Annotated in this window: 15 protein-coding genes; 6 read left to right on the top strand and 9 right to left on the bottom strand. The window is 38.5% G+C overall.

The window, feature by feature from the left end:
- Nucleotide 1: 1 nt before the first annotated feature.
- From VYJ22_RS04360 to VYJ22_RS04345, 4 genes are all read right to left on the bottom strand, one after another.
- The gene (locus tag VYJ22_RS04360; RefSeq protein WP_329905274.1) at nucleotides 2–661 is read right to left on the bottom strand and encodes an MBL fold metallo-hydrolase; all 660 of its coding nucleotides are present in this window, start codon (nucleotides 659–661) and stop codon (nucleotides 2–4) included.
- 17 nt (nucleotides 662–678) lie between these two features.
- Nucleotides 679–1302, bottom strand: coding sequence for a 16S rRNA (guanine(527)-N(7))-methyltransferase RsmG (gene rsmG, locus VYJ22_RS04355; RefSeq protein ID WP_329905272.1), 624 nt, complete (start codon nucleotides 1300–1302; stop codon nucleotides 679–681).
- Between the two features lie 8 nt (nucleotides 1303–1310).
- The gene (locus VYJ22_RS04350; RefSeq protein WP_329905270.1) at nucleotides 1311–2129 is read right to left on the bottom strand and encodes a DUF3298 and DUF4163 domain-containing protein; all 819 of its coding nucleotides are present in this window, start codon (nucleotides 2127–2129) and stop codon (nucleotides 1311–1313) included.
- Between the two features lie 486 nt (nucleotides 2130–2615).
- Nucleotides 2616–2942, bottom strand: a complete 327-nt coding sequence (locus VYJ22_RS04345; protein WP_407989453.1) for a hypothetical protein — start codon at nucleotides 2940–2942, stop codon at nucleotides 2616–2618.
- Nucleotides 2943–3208: 266 nt separating this feature from the next.
- Here VYJ22_RS04345 and VYJ22_RS04340 point away from each other — a divergent pair, with 266 nt between their 5' ends.
- Complete coding sequence (locus tag VYJ22_RS04340) at nucleotides 3209–4303, top strand: AI-2E family transporter (RefSeq protein ID WP_329905268.1); 1095 nt, start codon at nucleotides 3209–3211, stop codon at nucleotides 4301–4303.
- 28 nt (nucleotides 4304–4331) lie between these two features.
- Here VYJ22_RS04340 and VYJ22_RS04335 read toward each other — a convergent pair whose 3' ends face one another.
- A complete protein-coding gene (locus tag VYJ22_RS04335) occupies nucleotides 4332–4628 on the bottom strand; it encodes a DUF3784 domain-containing protein (protein ID WP_329905267.1) in 297 nt (98 codons plus the stop codon).
- A gap of 381 nt (nucleotides 4629–5009) precedes the next feature.
- Here VYJ22_RS04335 and VYJ22_RS04330 point away from each other — a divergent pair, with 381 nt between their 5' ends.
- Nucleotides 5010–6185: a proline dehydrogenase family protein gene (locus VYJ22_RS04330; protein WP_329905266.1), complete on the top strand. Its 1176-nt coding sequence runs from the start codon at nucleotides 5010–5012 to the stop codon at nucleotides 6183–6185.
- Between the two features lie 267 nt (nucleotides 6186–6452).
- A complete protein-coding gene (locus tag VYJ22_RS04325; RefSeq protein ID WP_329905265.1) occupies nucleotides 6453–6605 on the top strand; it encodes a hypothetical protein in 153 nt (50 codons plus the stop codon).
- A 44-nt stretch (nucleotides 6606–6649) separates the two neighbouring features.
- Here the strand turns inward: VYJ22_RS04325 and VYJ22_RS04320 are convergent, their stop codons facing one another.
- Nucleotides 6650–6799: a hypothetical protein gene (locus VYJ22_RS04320; RefSeq protein WP_329905264.1), complete on the bottom strand. Its 150-nt coding sequence runs from the start codon at nucleotides 6797–6799 to the stop codon at nucleotides 6650–6652.
- A gap of 342 nt (nucleotides 6800–7141) precedes the next feature.
- On the opposite strand from VYJ22_RS04320, the gene VYJ22_RS04315 reads away from it, so the two are divergent.
- The 3 genes from VYJ22_RS04315 (at nucleotide 7142) to tpx (ending at nucleotide 10399) form a co-directional block, all read left to right on the top strand.
- Nucleotides 7142–9295 (top strand): TonB-dependent receptor, encoded by a 2154-nt coding sequence (locus VYJ22_RS04315; protein ID WP_329905262.1) that lies wholly within the window; start codon nucleotides 7142–7144, stop codon nucleotides 9293–9295.
- A gap of 4 nt (nucleotides 9296–9299) precedes the next feature.
- The gene (locus tag VYJ22_RS04310) at nucleotides 9300–9755 is read left to right on the top strand and encodes a DUF4625 domain-containing protein (RefSeq protein WP_329905261.1); all 456 of its coding nucleotides are present in this window, start codon (nucleotides 9300–9302) and stop codon (nucleotides 9753–9755) included.
- Between the two features lie 140 nt (nucleotides 9756–9895).
- On the top strand, nucleotides 9896–10399 hold the full coding sequence (tpx, locus tag VYJ22_RS04305) for a thiol peroxidase (protein ID WP_329905260.1): 504 nt from the start codon (nucleotides 9896–9898) through the stop codon (nucleotides 10397–10399).
- Between the two features lie 853 nt (nucleotides 10400–11252).
- On the opposite strand, the gene VYJ22_RS04300 is transcribed toward tpx, so the two are convergent.
- The 3 genes from VYJ22_RS04300 to VYJ22_RS04290 all read right to left on the bottom strand — a co-directional run bounded on the left by VYJ22_RS04300 (nucleotide 11253) and on the right by VYJ22_RS04290 (nucleotide 14273).
- Nucleotides 11253–12572, bottom strand: coding sequence for a cupredoxin domain-containing protein (locus VYJ22_RS04300; RefSeq protein ID WP_329905258.1), 1320 nt, complete (start codon nucleotides 12570–12572; stop codon nucleotides 11253–11255).
- A gap of 155 nt (nucleotides 12573–12727) precedes the next feature.
- The gene (locus tag VYJ22_RS04295) at nucleotides 12728–12859 is read right to left on the bottom strand and encodes a hypothetical protein (RefSeq protein WP_329905256.1); all 132 of its coding nucleotides are present in this window, start codon (nucleotides 12857–12859) and stop codon (nucleotides 12728–12730) included.
- A 262-nt stretch (nucleotides 12860–13121) separates the two neighbouring features.
- Nucleotides 13122–14273, bottom strand: a complete 1152-nt coding sequence (locus tag VYJ22_RS04290; RefSeq protein WP_329905254.1) for a DUF4856 domain-containing protein — start codon at nucleotides 14271–14273, stop codon at nucleotides 13122–13124.
- Between the last annotated feature and the right edge of the window lie 38 nt (nucleotides 14274–14311).

The following is a 14311-nucleotide window of genomic DNA, read 5'->3' as shown; positions in this document are numbered from 1 at the left end:
GTTATTTGAAATAAGGGTTATATTGAATTTCATGTCCAATGGTAGTCTCGGGCCCGTGCCCGCTGTAAACTACCGTTTGAGGTGGTAAAGTAAATAAATTCTGCCTGATACTGAGGAGTAATTGCTCAAGATTGCCCCCCCAAAGATCGGCTCGGCCGATCTCTTCATAGAAGAGCACATCTCCCACCATTACAAAATCAGATTCGGCACAGTAGAATGCCACATGCCCCGGAGAATGCCCGGGAACAAACAGCACTTTGAGTTCGCTCTCTCCTAACTTGATGATATCCCCTGCTTGTATGTAATGGATGATATCCTGAGGCATATCCTCCATACTGAGAGTGATACCGAAAAGCCCCAACTGTTTGGAGGGAGAAGGCATGCCTTCTACTTCATTTCTGTGGGTATAAGCTTTGAGATGAGGCCATTTTTTCAATGCAAATGCATTGCCCCATGCATGATCGAAATGCAAATGGGTATTGAGAAGGAGTTTAGGATGCAGATTGTTTCGGTCTATATAATCTACCAGTGCGTTTTGCTCTGAAGCAGACATACACCCGCAGTCGACTATAGCAGCATCCCGTGTAGCAGTATCATGTAGAACGTAAGTATTTTCCTGAACTGTATTGAAAACAAATTTCTTGACTTGTACTTTTCCCATAATTATATTCAGATATGCTATAGCGGCAAATAGATTACTTTCTTGGTCTTGAAATAATCTTCATCAAAAGTGGGATATAAATCATGGATGTCCACCTGATTGCGGTAAGGTTTTGTTTCAGATTGCAGATCTCCGCCCTTGAGGCAAATGATGCCATTGGGCAAGCCATTATGATGCTCATGATGTACCAGTTTTCTAGCCATCGGCACCAATTCGTCCAAACGCATGACAGCTCTGCTTACTACGAAGTCAAATTTCTCATCAATAGCTTCTGCTCTTCCATGCAACGTCCTCACATTGGTGAGTCCTATGGCATCAGCCACAGCTTGTGCCACTTTTACCTTTTTACCTATACTATCGACCAGTAGAAAGGTACACTTGGGAAACATAATAGCTAATGGAATACCCGGGAAACCGCCTCCTGTACCGAAATCAATGATAGATGTACCATCCTTGAAGTGTAGCATCTGAGTAATACCCAACGAATGAAGTATATGATGACAGTACAACTCATCAATGTCTTTGCGTGAAATCACATTGATCTTACTGTTCCAGTCTCTGTAAACCTCATCCAATTGACCAAACTGCTCTTTTTGCTTTTCAGTAAGGTTAGGGAAATATTTATAGATAATATCTGTCATTATAAAATTTATTTAAGGAATCTATTGATCGGAGAATCCTCCTTTAAGATTCCGACTAAAGACTGATAAGGTACCTTTACCTTGATCGGGCCCAACGCATAGGCTGCAATTTCGTATTCATTAAAACAATATACGATGTATTGGCTATCGAGATAGAAATTACCGTTGGGTTGTATTTCGGCAGGATCCATGAAGCCTTCTGAAAACAAGTCATCAGGAGTTTTTTTATGATAATCCTCGACCAACTTATTTACAATGATTTTGGCAAGGGCATCATTGTATCCATCCACAAAAAGGTCACGCTCATTGATCTTGACAACGTTCTTTTTGAAATAAGTAAACTGATTGAGCTCTTGCCCGCCATGCGCCCCACCCTCATAGGAGTACTTTGTGGCAATGCATGATATGATACTGGAATCCTGATAAACGATGTTATTGGATATCTCATATTGATAATTGAGTAGTTCGTATGGCAAATCTCCATCAGACAGACTATCATTGGAAGTTTTGTAATTCTCCAAAAGATTTTCAATATATGTATTGATGGCATCCTTGGGCTGCATGCCTGCAACATTACCACCGAAAACTTCTTTGAGCATGGCTTGCGACATCTTTTCGTTATTCTGCGGTGATAGGTACATCACATTCACCTCCATTTTGGGGTCTGATTTACCTGCAACTAACGGATAGTCCTTTGCTACAAATAACGTATCAAAAGAGATTGGCACATAAGCTTCCTTATTGGCTTTATTTTTACAACCGGCCAATAAACTTGCCAGTAAACATACTACGATGTATAATTTCTTAGATTCTATTTTTCTCATCATGATTAACCTCAACTTTATGTGTGGTTTTCTTGTCAACAAATATACAATGAAGTAAATGATTTGCCTAAGTTATAAAGTTAATTTTTACCACAAAAGCAATCAATAATATTCGTGTATATGAAAACAATGATTATACATTGATATCTCTATTACAAAGGAAGCAATTAATTCCCGAAAAAACATCAAAAAAAAGCTGATAACCACTCACTCTAAACGTTTACTCAGACTCACGCCCCCCCTTAAATCAAAATGCAGATCACAAAGACAGGCACGTCTTCTGATCTGCATTTCAGCTGAGGTTAATAGATTGAAGCAGAAATCCAGTCATATATTGCCTTAGAGCTAAAATCGGCATATGAAAGGCTCTCTATAAAGATAACCGCATCGTCAGGGATTATAAGATTCACATCTTTAACGATTATCTTCACTTATATGACGCAACAATATTAAATACCCCTATTAGCTCACAAAAAAAATTTATAAATATTAAGGACGAGCAATATTTCTATTCGCTTCAAGTATGGGCAAATTACCTTCTGTTGGGATATATATGACCGTTTTATCATTCAAATTTTGTTGCTGGCGTACCCATAAATATTGTATATAGGTAGGCGTTAAAGCGCCATTTTCAATATGTATAGCTTGGGCAGCTCCTTTGGCTCGCTCTATTTCGGCTTGTGCGTTTAGCTTTTCTGCCTCCAGATTAGCTTTTGCTTCTTCTATTTTGATTTTTCTATTCTGCTCAGCTTTGGAAAACTCAGCCTTTCCGACCTGCTCGGCACGCCATACGTTATATTTGGGCAGACCAAACATGAGGGCAAAAACAATGAGAATAATTATGAGAAAAACTACTGATATAGCCTTGCCCGAGATGTTGGGTGAAAGATTTTTGTTTTGCATAATGTTCTGTTTTTATATTAATTATTAGATGATTCTTCTATTCAGGAAATCATTTTGGAATACAACATACTCCAAAGATAAAACCATAAAGACGTATTTGAGGGAAAAAAGACAGTCGACACATATGAATATTTGATAAAAGGTTATAGATTTGCATATAATGACTATTCCAAAAGTATATGAAATATTTTAATGAGAATCTCAAATTCCGAGTAATTTTACTTTTCCTCATCTTATTTCTTACGGTGATCCTTTTCAAGGAAGCCAGGCCATATATCAGCGGACTTCTGGGAGCGTGCACTCTTTACGTACTTCTAAGGCAGCAGATGGTAAAGCTCCACAAGGAAAAGAAGTGGAAAAAAGGTCCGGCAGCGACGCTCCTTATTATCGAGTCAATACTTTTCTTTTTAATTCCTTTGGGAATAATAACACTTTTGGCAATCAATGTAATAAGCTCTATTCATTTAGATATTGGCAGCCTCACGGGTACTGCCAATGAGTATTTTAATAAGATACAGGAATTCACCGGCATTAAAATATCATCGGACAATATATTCCAATACATACAGAATACGGCTAAAGTCGTTGTAAACACACTGCTAAGTGGCTCATACTCTATTATTATCAACAGTATGGTTATACTCTTTCTACTCTTTTATATGCTTTACAGCTATGAAGATTTTGAGCAAGCTATTTGGGAGTTGTTGCCTTTTCACGAAAGGAACAAAGGCATCATGATCGAGGAAACAAAGCAGATCATCAAGGCCAATGCGATAGGTATTCCTTTACTAGCTATTATTCAAGGTATAGTCGCTGCAATAGGATACTATATATTCGGCATTGACAACATCTTTATTTACGGAGTATTTACAGCTTTCTCCACAATTATACCCGTTATCGGTACAATGGTAGTATGGGTACCCTTATCAATAAGTCTCGTGTTGCAAGGCAGTTGGGGGATGGGAATAGGACTTTTTGCATACGGACTTCTTATTGTAGGCAGTGTGGATAATATAGCACGTTTTATATTACAAAAGCAATTGGCGGATATACATCCTCTCATCACCATCTTCGGCGTTATCTTCGGTATCAGTCTATTTGGTTTTTGGGGTATTATTTTCGGGCCCCTTATTCTATCTCTTCTTATTCTTTTCATCAATATGTACCGCTATGAGTATATACCCGGGTCAAAAGCTCTGCCACGTGTAACTACAGAGTTTAAAGAGAAGAAGATGGTAAGAAAATTTGTAAAGAATGATACAAAGGAGACGTAAATAGGAAGCAATGCATGCTCCCCCCTATTCAATTATATTTTTTACGAAAAATCAACACGTAAATCACAATCAGGACAACGAGTATTGATGTCATAATAATGATAGCAGTAGGGCTGTTCGGCACAAAAGCTGCTGCAAACAGAAGCAAGGCCATGGCTATACAGAACATCAATGTGATTCTCTTAAGGCCACGTATATCTACTCGCTCTTTCTTTTCCGGTGGCAACATATTATAACCTGATATGACATCCGGAAAGAAGTAGGTAAATAGCCCTACACCTAAGCAAATAATACCAAAAGCTCCTAATAATACAGAATTTTCCATAGGGCAGTATCAATTAATGTTATACATCATTTGTCATGGATATTAACGACCTCTAATATACGAATTAGAACTCAAATACAGAGCCCAACATCTACCCAATGCGAATAATGGCATGAGTTGTCACTATCCCCTACAATTCAAAAACATTTTAACACACGCGCCTACGCATATCACACAATCTGTAAAATGTTTCTCTGTTATTATTACCATCTGTCATTTTCTTTTGTATATTTAGAGCGACTTTATTGACACCATAGTTGTATAGAGGACTATAAAGAAGAACATACTGAACACGCCCCTCTGAAAAGACTCTTTTTTTGATTTTATTTCCGACACTTTTGGGTATAACACTTTAAAATAATCTAATTCTGTTCAAAACTTATGGTTGATTTCACTAATACATTGATTGCCTTTCAGGGCAAAACGAATCACGATCTGCTGAGAGCCAAGATTCTTTTCAAGGCAATGGGCACTCCTCAAGTAATATCTATGGGGAAAGTACTCACAAACCTAAGCACAACGTTTCATCTACCCACAGGATGGGTATTGAGAAATACCATTTACAAACAATTTGTAGGAGGGGAAGATTTGGAAAAGATAAGACCTTCCCTCAATACGCTGATGAGAAAAGGCGTACGCGCCGTATTGGACTATTCGGCCGAGGGTGGAGACGATGAGCAAGATATCCTAAACACCCATTATGAAGTACTCAAATCATTTCGATTTGCCAAGGAAAATCCGGCTGTATCTTTCACCGTATTTAAGCCCAGCGGACTTGTCAGAACTGATATTCTGGAGAAAAAGTCAATGAAGAAAGGCGAACTCTCCCCTGCCGAAAAAATTCAATTCAACGAATTTACCCGCCGTTTCATGAAGCTTTGTGAAATAGCAGCCAATATAAAGGTACCCGTACTGGTAGATGCTGAGCACTACTGCTACCAAGATGTGATAGACGAACTCACTGAGAAAGCAATGAAGCTGTACAATAAGGAATATCCCTACGTATTTGCCACTCTACAAATGTACAGACATGATAGGATGGATTATCTGAAGCGACTTGATGATATGGCACAACATGAAGGCTTCATGCCGGGAATAAAATTTGTACGAGGTGCATATATGGAACAAGAACGAGAAAAAGCTGCTCGCGAAGGATACCCTGATCCGATATGCAAAAACAAAAGAGAGACGGATGATAATTTTGATGAGGGTGTAAAATATGTATTAGAAAGAATCGATCGCTTTGCTGTATTTGTCGGAACTCATAATGAAGAAAGCATACGTAAGGCTGTAGAACTTATAGATAAATTGAATATCGACCGCAATGACCCACGGGTAATGCTCTCGCAACTGTACGGAATGAGCGATATACTCACCTACAACCTTGCCAATGAAGGCTATAGGGTATGTAAATATGTCCCCTACGCCCCGGTAAACAAAGTACTACCCTATCTCATAAGAAGAGCGGAAGAGAATACGGCAATAGCAGGACAAACGAGCAGAGAGCTTGAACTTATCAATAAAGAAATCAATAGACGTAAGAAGATGGCTGTGTAAACATATCTGGTTTACAAGCTTGAGCACTAAAGCATAAAATCCATTTCGTACTATAAAAACAGTACATCTCAAAAAAGGAGGATAGCAACATCATCGCCATCCTCCTTTATTATTACTTCCGATACATTTTTTCAAATCGAGACTGTTGCAAAAGTCAACAGTCTCGTGGATTTTGGAGGCAAAGCCGACAAAAGACACTTTGACCGGACAGAGAGGATAAAGTGCAAGGCGCTAAGAGTGAGCGCACAGGGAGTTTACTTCAGGTAAATGACCAAGCGCAAATCTCGCAAGCAACGAAGCAATTTGCCTGCTATGCAACGGTCTCAAATCAGGGATAATCATCGGTCGCAAGATATTGCTCATTGTGATATGTTAAAAACAAGCGTTTACCATCTGAGTTATTTTGTTTCTAATGATTAATAACATACTTTTGTATCTTACTATTTGGAATGATGAGCAAGTTTTTACAACTCAACAAAGCTTTGGTAAGCCTGATCATATGCTTGCAATTTGTTTTTTCCTACACGGCAAAAACAACTCACCATCATGCCGTATCTCACGAAGCAGAGACTTGCCATCACCACGATGGCTTCAGTGTAAATATTGAGAAACATTGCAACATTTGTGATTTTTTCTTTTCAAGTTTTTCTCAGTCCGAGGACAAAGTCACCTTTACACACACTCTTCTCTATCAAGAATTGCAAATTCCCGAAATACAATATCACATTGTATCTGCCTGCATCTCGTCACTACTAAGGGCTCCTCCTGCAAAATAAACAATCTTACTTATAATATGCAAAAAGATCCTGGATGAGGTCGAGCATGTCATAATACATATATCTTGGATAGTATGTGCATGTATCCCATCAAGATACTTTGCATATGCTATTAAAAAAAGTATTCTCTCCCGGGGACATATCGTCCTCATTTTATTACTCGTATCATATAATGTCTTTATGAAATATAAAGTATTGGCCATGGTTTGCTGCACACTGTTTGGAATAAACATAACGCAGGCGCAAAATCATCGTCAAGATTCGATTAAACAGATTGACCTCAAAACTGTAACCGTATCGGCCAACAGCAATATGGCACAAGCCCAAAAAAATACGTTCACGGTGAATGTAGCCGACTCGACATTTCTACTCAAAGAGTTCAAAGGCAATCTGGTGCAAACTCTTGAGAATATTCCGGGAGTTCAGTCCATGAATATTGGCTCAGGCTTTGCCAAACCTATGATCAGAGGTTTGGGGTTCAATCGTATTGCATTTATTGAAAACGGAGTAAAGCAAGAAGGACAGCAATGGGGAGCCGATCATGGATTGGAGTTTGATCCCTTCAACGCTGATCAGGTGATTGTGCGCAAAGGGCCTTCGTCCATTTTATTTGGGAGCGATGCTATGGGTGGCACTATAGAGGTACAGCCTAAAGCCAAACCGCTCGAGCCCGGTATTTATGGAGATTTTTCGGTTCTTGCCAAAAGTGTTTATGCAGGTATGGCAGGCTCGTTAAAATTAGGATGGAGCAATAAAAACTGGAATATTCACGGTAGGTACACCGAGCAGCATTTTGGTGATCTCAATGTCAATACCGATCATATTGTATATCTCACACGCAATATCCCCATCGATAAAAGACGTCTCAAAAACACAGCTGGCTATGAGAGAGACGCCAGCCTTATGGCGGAATATGCGACTAACGACAGATACAAAGTAAATGCATACATCAGTAACAGCTACCAAAAGATAGGACTTTTCCCCGGGGCTCATGGGGTACCTGACTTGTCTAGGACGAAAGACGATGGTAACCGATATAATATAGAACTGCCTTATAGCAGTGTAAACCACTTTAAGCTAACAACGAATCAGAGTTATCGGCTTCAAGACTGGCTATTCAATTGGGATATAGGATTTCAAAAGAACCTCCGCCGTGAATGGAGTGCTTTTCATACTCACTATTCCGGGCAGAATATCCCGGAAAAAGACCCTGACAAAGAGCTGGAGTTCGACCTGAACACCTATAGCTCCCAATTGAAAGCCAAATGGTTCAAGAATGAAAAATGGAAACATACCTTAGGCATAGATTTTCAGGCCCAGAACAATAAAATCGCGGGTTATTCATTTCTTTTGCCTCAGTTTACTCGCTTTACATCGGGCATAGTGTTGTATAGTGATTATACCCCCAATCGCAAGATATCATTTGGCGGGGGGCTAAGATATGATTTCGGCAAAGTAAATATTAAAGGCTTTGAAGATCCTTATTTGAGCAATTATCTCAAGAATATGGGTTATACAGATGATCTTATCGGGCAATACCATTGGCGGGCGCATCCTGTAAACAGATCTTTCGGAGACTGGTCTTTGTCGTTAGGGATGATATGGAATATTAGTCCTAACCAAGTAGCCAAAGTAAATATAGGTCACAGCTTCAGATTGCCGGGAGCAAATGAGCTTTCTGCAAACGGAGTACACCACGGAAGTTTCCGCCATGAGCGTGGCAACTCTATGCTAAACTCCGAAAACGGATGGCAATTGGATGCCTCTTATAACTTAAATACGTCTTTTATGAGCCTCACAATAAGTCCGTTTGCCTCTTATTTCAGCAATTATATTTATCTCAAGCCTTCAGGAGAATGGTCTGTATTGCCCCATGCGGGACAAATATATAATTACACTGAAAACAAAGCCCTATTTGCCGGTACGGAGTTGGAAGCTGAGTTCAAATTGACACCTTACTTGTCATACAGATTCAATGTAGAATATGTATACACCTATAATGTTGATGAGAAACTACCCTTGCCATTTTCTCCTCCGGCGAAATTGACCCATGCTTTACATGCTTCATGGGGTAAGCTCAATCTCGAGGCAGAGCATCAATTGGTGGCAGATCAAAACCGTGTAGCACGTAATGAAGATAATACTGCAGGACACGGAGTAATCAACCTTATCGGTGATTATTCTTTCCCTCTGCGTTCCATGCAAGCTTACATAGCGCTGAACGCCAATAATATTTTCAATAAAAGATATTATAATCATCTCAGTTTTTATAGAAAAATAGAGATTCCCGAACCGGGAAGAAACATACAGTTATTATTCAAATTATCATTTTAAGATTATGAAAGCAAAAATTTTGATGGCGTCTTTATTCGCCACAATTCTATTTGGCACAGTATTTACCTCGTGCTCCAAGGATGATATTGATTCGGAAAAGCCAAAGATCAATTTGATCGAGCCTGAGAATGGGGATAAGCTTCAGATTGGGAAAGACGTGCATTTCGAAATGGATCTGAGTGACAATGTCATGATCAAATCTTATAAAATTGATATCCATAACAATTTTGACAATCACTCACACGGCAAAGCAGAAGAGGGCAAACCTTTCCAATTCAATAAAACTTGGGAAGTGGGTCAAAAGACAGCACATGTGCATCATCATGACATCGTGATCCCTGCGGGCGTAAAACCCGGTAAATATCACTTTATGGTTTACTGCGTGGATACATCAGGCAATGAGTCTTTTGTAGTAAGAGATGTAGAGCTTACGACAGAAAATGTACCTCATGACCACTAACATCACCTAACTTGTAAAATAAAGCCGAGCCGGATCATGGGCTCGGCTTTTTGTTTATGTCAAGAACTATTATGACAAATATGATGTTGTAACCAAAGAGACAAAATATAATAATTACAGCAACTAAAATATTTATTGAAATGGCACAAGTTAAATTCAAAAACGAAATCGATGTACATACCAATGGCAACTTACCTGCAGTAGGTAGTATGGCTCCAGACTTTACCGGCGTAAAGATCGACCTGAGCGAATTGTCACTGAAAGATCTTAAAGGTAAAAGAGTTGTTCTCAATATTTTCCCCAGCGTAGATACAGGTGTATGTGCTGCAAGTGTGCGCCACTTCAATGAGGAAGCATCGAAATTGGAAAATACAATAGTACTTTGTATCTCCAAAGATCTACCTTTTGCTCATGCCAGATTTTGTGGGGCAGAAGGGCTGGAAAATGTAACTCCTCTTTCAGCTTTCCGTTGCGATTGCTTTGAAAAAGAGTATGGTATGCTCATGACAGATGGTCCGCTCAAAGGTCTTTTGGCTCGCTCAGTAGTAGTGGTAGATACAGAAGGTAAAGTTATTTATACAGAATTGGTTCCTGAGATTACCAACGAGCCTGACTACGAAGCTGCCATCAAAGCTCTGAAATAAGATAATAAAAAAGGTAAGTCCTAAAAAGTATTCCGTTCACTCGGCAATACTATGCTTTATCTTTCGAGATCGCTCATAGAGCGATCTCGTTTTTTTTAAGGTTGTTTTCTACCCAAATGTCATAGTTACCTAAGAGGAGACTGTTGCAAAAGTCAACAGTCTTGTGGATTTTGGAGGCAAAGCCGACAAAAGACTCTTTGACCGGGCAGAGAGGGTAAAGTGCAAGGCGCTAAGAGTGAGTGCACAGGGAGTTTACTTCAGGTAAATGACCAAGCGCGAATCTCGCAAGCAACGAAGCAATTGGCCTGCTATGCAACGGTCTCAAGAGATATTCGGGACAGTATCTTATCTACAAAGAAGTGGAGTTGCATAAGTAGAATAAAATCTAGAAAGATTGTTTTTCTATCTTTTCAGGAGACAACCCTAACAATCAATTCACCCATTTTATTTCCACCAATGATTTTTCTAACTGGATTACTCTTTTTTTGTAGTTACGCATTTATATTTTCTTAGTTAGAAAAAAAGAAAAACCTAGTTAGAAAAATAAAGCGGCGTAGTTAGGAAAAAAGCGACCACCGTTATTCAAGCAAAAAAACAGGCCAATATATAAGTGTATTAACTTTTTAACTAATGAATAAACCACAAAATGTCAGATCTGAGGACATTCATGATATTAAAAATAATAATAGTAAACGATGTTAATCTCCTATTTCCCTTTTTTATTCTATAATTTAGCGGAATTGTTATTGAATTTGGTAAAAGAAAAGTGATATAATTTCAAAATAATGAAATTATATCACCTTACATCAAAATCTTTTGAGGCATTTAGCTCCCTCTTATTTATCAGCCCTTATCATTCATCGGCAAAAAGACGGATACTAAAGTTCATATATGCTCCCACACTCCCACTTTCAACAACTACAGTGGAGTCGAAAAATGATACACGAAGTACACGGTTGTACTGCCCTTCTTTTGTCTCTGTACTAGTCCAATATCTCATTTGACTGTAATCAATGGTGCTACCTATGAAGGTTTCTTCTTTCACACCAGCATAATCAAATGTACACTTAACATCTTTTTCATTATTTTTACTCCAGTATTCTTCTTTGGAAATATCGTCTAAGGCAATATCCTTATCCCCAATGAAGCGCACGGTAATTTCTAATTTATTGATATTTTTACCCGATCTTATAAACTGATACTTGTATGCACACTGCATTTTGTTGTCTGAAGCGGCAGGGAATTTTTCACTATTGAAGGAACCTGTCTTTTTAAAGCGAAGTGCGTAGGTAATATTTTTACCATTGCTACTATAATCGGCTGAATAAGTTTTATTTTGCCCATGCACCGTAATTGATTCCAAAATATCCTTATGAGTAACTTGTTTATTAAAATTAACAACATCGGATTTTCTTGGGAAAATACCAGTCCATTCTTCTGCTGTAGGCAAGTGATATTTTTTATTATCTATGGTTACATTTTTTAGCGTTTTTGCAACCTCCCATGTAAAGTAGTCTGAGCCTTTGTGGTCAGTCGTAAAGCTCTTTTTATCCGCTTTCAAATTTCCAGAAGCAATATACTCAATAGCCAATTTAGGCTGAACCACTACTGAAGCAGTCACTGTAACTGGAATGGTTTTCTCTTTTCCACCTGATTTTATAGTAAAATTTGATGTTCCGGCTTTTACTCCTGTTATTGTAAGGGTCTTACCTGATACTGCAGCTGTTGCAAAATCTGTTTTTTCAGGCTCAATGGTATAAGTTTTATTATCCCCCCCTGATAACTCCACAGTAGCCTTTTCACCTTCTTTTATACTTACTTCTGAGGGAGTGAGTATAATATCTGTTATAGGTATACCTACATTTATTGTAATTTTAGCCGTTTTGTCTCCCGATGAAATAGACAAACTCTCCGAACCTTCTTTCAATGCCTTTACAGTAAGTTTGTTTTCCTTTATGGAAGCTTCAATAAATTCAGATGTTTTGGGACTAATTGCATATTTTTCGCCATCTCCTCCCGTTAGGCTTATATTTCCTATTTCTCCAACCTTGAGGTTGAGTGGAGTAGAGCTAAATTTTATCTCCGGTAAGGGTCTTACAGGATCGTTACTCTTATTACATGATACCAATATGGCCAGTAATACAAGCATAGTTAAAGTGGTTGATTTTCTCATTTTATATTAATTGATTAGACTGTATAATATTTGAGACAAAAGTATATATATCAAAAAAACATGTCAATCCCTTAAATTAGGGGTTTGCATAGAGTAAATACCCACAATAAGCTATTTTAAATAATTTTAAGATCACAGAAAATAATATATAGTGACTATTGCTTAGAATATATTATAAGACGTCTATATTTTAAGAATCTGATAATTGCTTCTTGTACGGGGATAAAATGAGACCGTTGCATAGCAGGCAAATTGCTTCGTTGCTTGCGAGATTCGCGCTTGGTCATTTACCTGAAGTAAACTCCCTGTGCACTCACTCTTAGCGCCTTGCACTTTACCTTCTCTGCCCGGTCAAAGTGTCTTTTGTCGGCTTTGCCTCCAAAATCCACGAGACTGTTGACTTTTGCAACAGTCTCAAAATGCTTTTAATCGACTTTATCAAAAAGAAAAAAGCAACCCTTAAAACCTCAACTCATCAAGTTTATTCTTGCTTCTAAGGTTCCAAGAGTTACTCTCCCTATTATCTCTTATCGATCTAATATTCTATCTTCATATGACTTCTTCCGGACCAGGCTCCCATAACTCAAATAAAGCTATAAGACGCAAGCATATATTTTCGATGGATCCCTTTACTTCGGCTCTATCGTTTAGGTGATGATTATCCCAGAATCCATTTTTGCCATCACTCAACTCTTTCATCATGCGTAGAGCAGTGTCTCTATCAATATACCGGGATCCATCCATACGACGAGAAGCTATAAGTGCATAGATAAACCCGTAGGCTTCCGAAATACGATTAAAAGAATTACTTGCTTTTTCTGTGACATCAGGTTTGGATACCCTCAATAGATACACTATTTGAGCAGCCATAGCTTGAGACAATCCTTGATATATAATTCCCGCTTGGCTCTCAGCCTTGAGATAGTCGTATTCCGTTATGGCTTCTCTACCTGCTATGAAAGCATTGTTGACACGTTTATTGATCCCTGAAAGGAAAGGAAAATCTACAAAGTCCGATTCCAAAAGATCCCTTATGTACTTACTCTTCGATAGTTCGTAAGCCATATCCCAGTGATGCTCAAGAAGTGTGTAGTTGTACGGCGAAACCAATGTTTGATTATCGTTCTGGCGGCGAAGTTCTGGATCTCTCAGCACACCATAGCCTATATGCTCATTAATGATTTGATCAAGTAAAGCAATACCAACAAACATATTGCGCAATGATAATTGCAAAGCCAATCCATGCGCATCCACTTGTGTTACATTATTTGCATTACCATTTATATATCCTACCCAACCTGATTTGCCGGGCTCTGCATGTCTATTCTTAATCTTATAATCGCCAAGGGTAGCAATCTTTATAAAATTGTCGTTTAGATCCTTTAGGACTTGGCTTTGGATTGTAGGGTTTGCCACAAACAGATCTCTGGAGGCTATGGAGATATCCTTTAGGGAAGTTCCATACAATGGCCCCTTTTCGGACATTGATTTATACAGTTCTTTTACATCAGTGATGTAAAGCCCCTCTAAAGTCTCAGTAAATACACTCAACAGATCGACCTGTTCTTTCGCATCCAAAGTCTCCACACTACTTTCCTCATCACGCAAAAAACTATATTTAGTTTTGTTATAAGCAGATTTAGGAGGATTGGGGAATTTGAGCTCACTATCTTCCGAACAAGATAAAAACAGTATTGTCATAGACAACAATACAATAGTCGTCTTATTTATTATGCTTC

The organism is Porphyromonas pogonae, from assembly GCF_036320655.1.
Lineage (GTDB): Bacteria > Bacteroidota > Bacteroidia > Bacteroidales > Porphyromonadaceae > Porphyromonas > Porphyromonas pogonae.
Note: the sequence above shows the minus strand (reverse complement) of the source record. Positions and strands in the feature narration are given on the sequence as shown.

Excerpts from the sequence above, each read along its gene's own strand:
- VYJ22_RS04325 (WP_329905265.1), top strand. The coding sequence starts at position 6,453 with ATGACCAAGCGCAAATCTCGCAAGCAACGAAGCAATTTGCCTGCTATG.
- VYJ22_RS04295 (WP_329905256.1), bottom strand. The coding sequence starts at position 12,859 with ATGACCAAGCGCGAATCTCGCAAGCAACGAAGCAATTTGCCTGCTATG.
- tpx (WP_329905260.1), top strand. The coding sequence starts at position 9,896 with ATGGCACAAGTTAAATTCAAAAACGAAATCGATGTACATACCAATGGC.
- VYJ22_RS04330 (WP_329905266.1), top strand. The coding sequence starts at position 5,010 with ATGGTTGATTTCACTAATACATTGATTGCCTTTCAGGGCAAAACGAAT.
- VYJ22_RS04340 (WP_329905268.1), top strand. The coding sequence starts at position 3,209 with ATGAAATATTTTAATGAGAATCTCAAATTCCGAGTAATTTTACTTTTC.
- VYJ22_RS04300 (WP_329905258.1), bottom strand. The coding sequence starts at position 12,572 with ATGAGAAAATCAACCACTTTAACTATGCTTGTATTACTGGCCATATTG.
- VYJ22_RS04345 (WP_407989453.1), bottom strand. The coding sequence starts at position 2,942 with ATGTTTGGTCTGCCCAAATATAACGTATGGCGTGCCGAGCAGGTCGGA.
- VYJ22_RS04315 (WP_329905262.1), top strand. The coding sequence starts at position 7,142 with ATGAAATATAAAGTATTGGCCATGGTTTGCTGCACACTGTTTGGAATA.
- VYJ22_RS04290 (WP_329905254.1), bottom strand. The coding sequence starts at position 14,273 with ATGACAATACTGTTTTTATCTTGTTCGGAAGATAGTGAGCTCAAATTC.
- VYJ22_RS04360 (WP_329905274.1), bottom strand. The coding sequence starts at position 661 with ATGGGAAAAGTACAAGTCAAGAAATTTGTTTTCAATACAGTTCAGGAA.
- VYJ22_RS04320 (WP_329905264.1), bottom strand. The coding sequence starts at position 6,799 with ATGTTTCTCAATATTTACACTGAAGCCATCGTGGTGATGGCAAGTCTC.
- VYJ22_RS04350 (WP_329905270.1), bottom strand. The coding sequence starts at position 2,129 with ATGATGAGAAAAATAGAATCTAAGAAATTATACATCGTAGTATGTTTA.
- VYJ22_RS04310 (WP_329905261.1), top strand. The coding sequence starts at position 9,300 with ATGAAAGCAAAAATTTTGATGGCGTCTTTATTCGCCACAATTCTATTT.
- rsmG (WP_329905272.1), bottom strand. The coding sequence starts at position 1,302 with ATGACAGATATTATCTATAAATATTTCCCTAACCTTACTGAAAAGCAA.
- VYJ22_RS04335 (WP_329905267.1), bottom strand. The coding sequence starts at position 4,628 with ATGGAAAATTCTGTATTATTAGGAGCTTTTGGTATTATTTGCTTAGGT.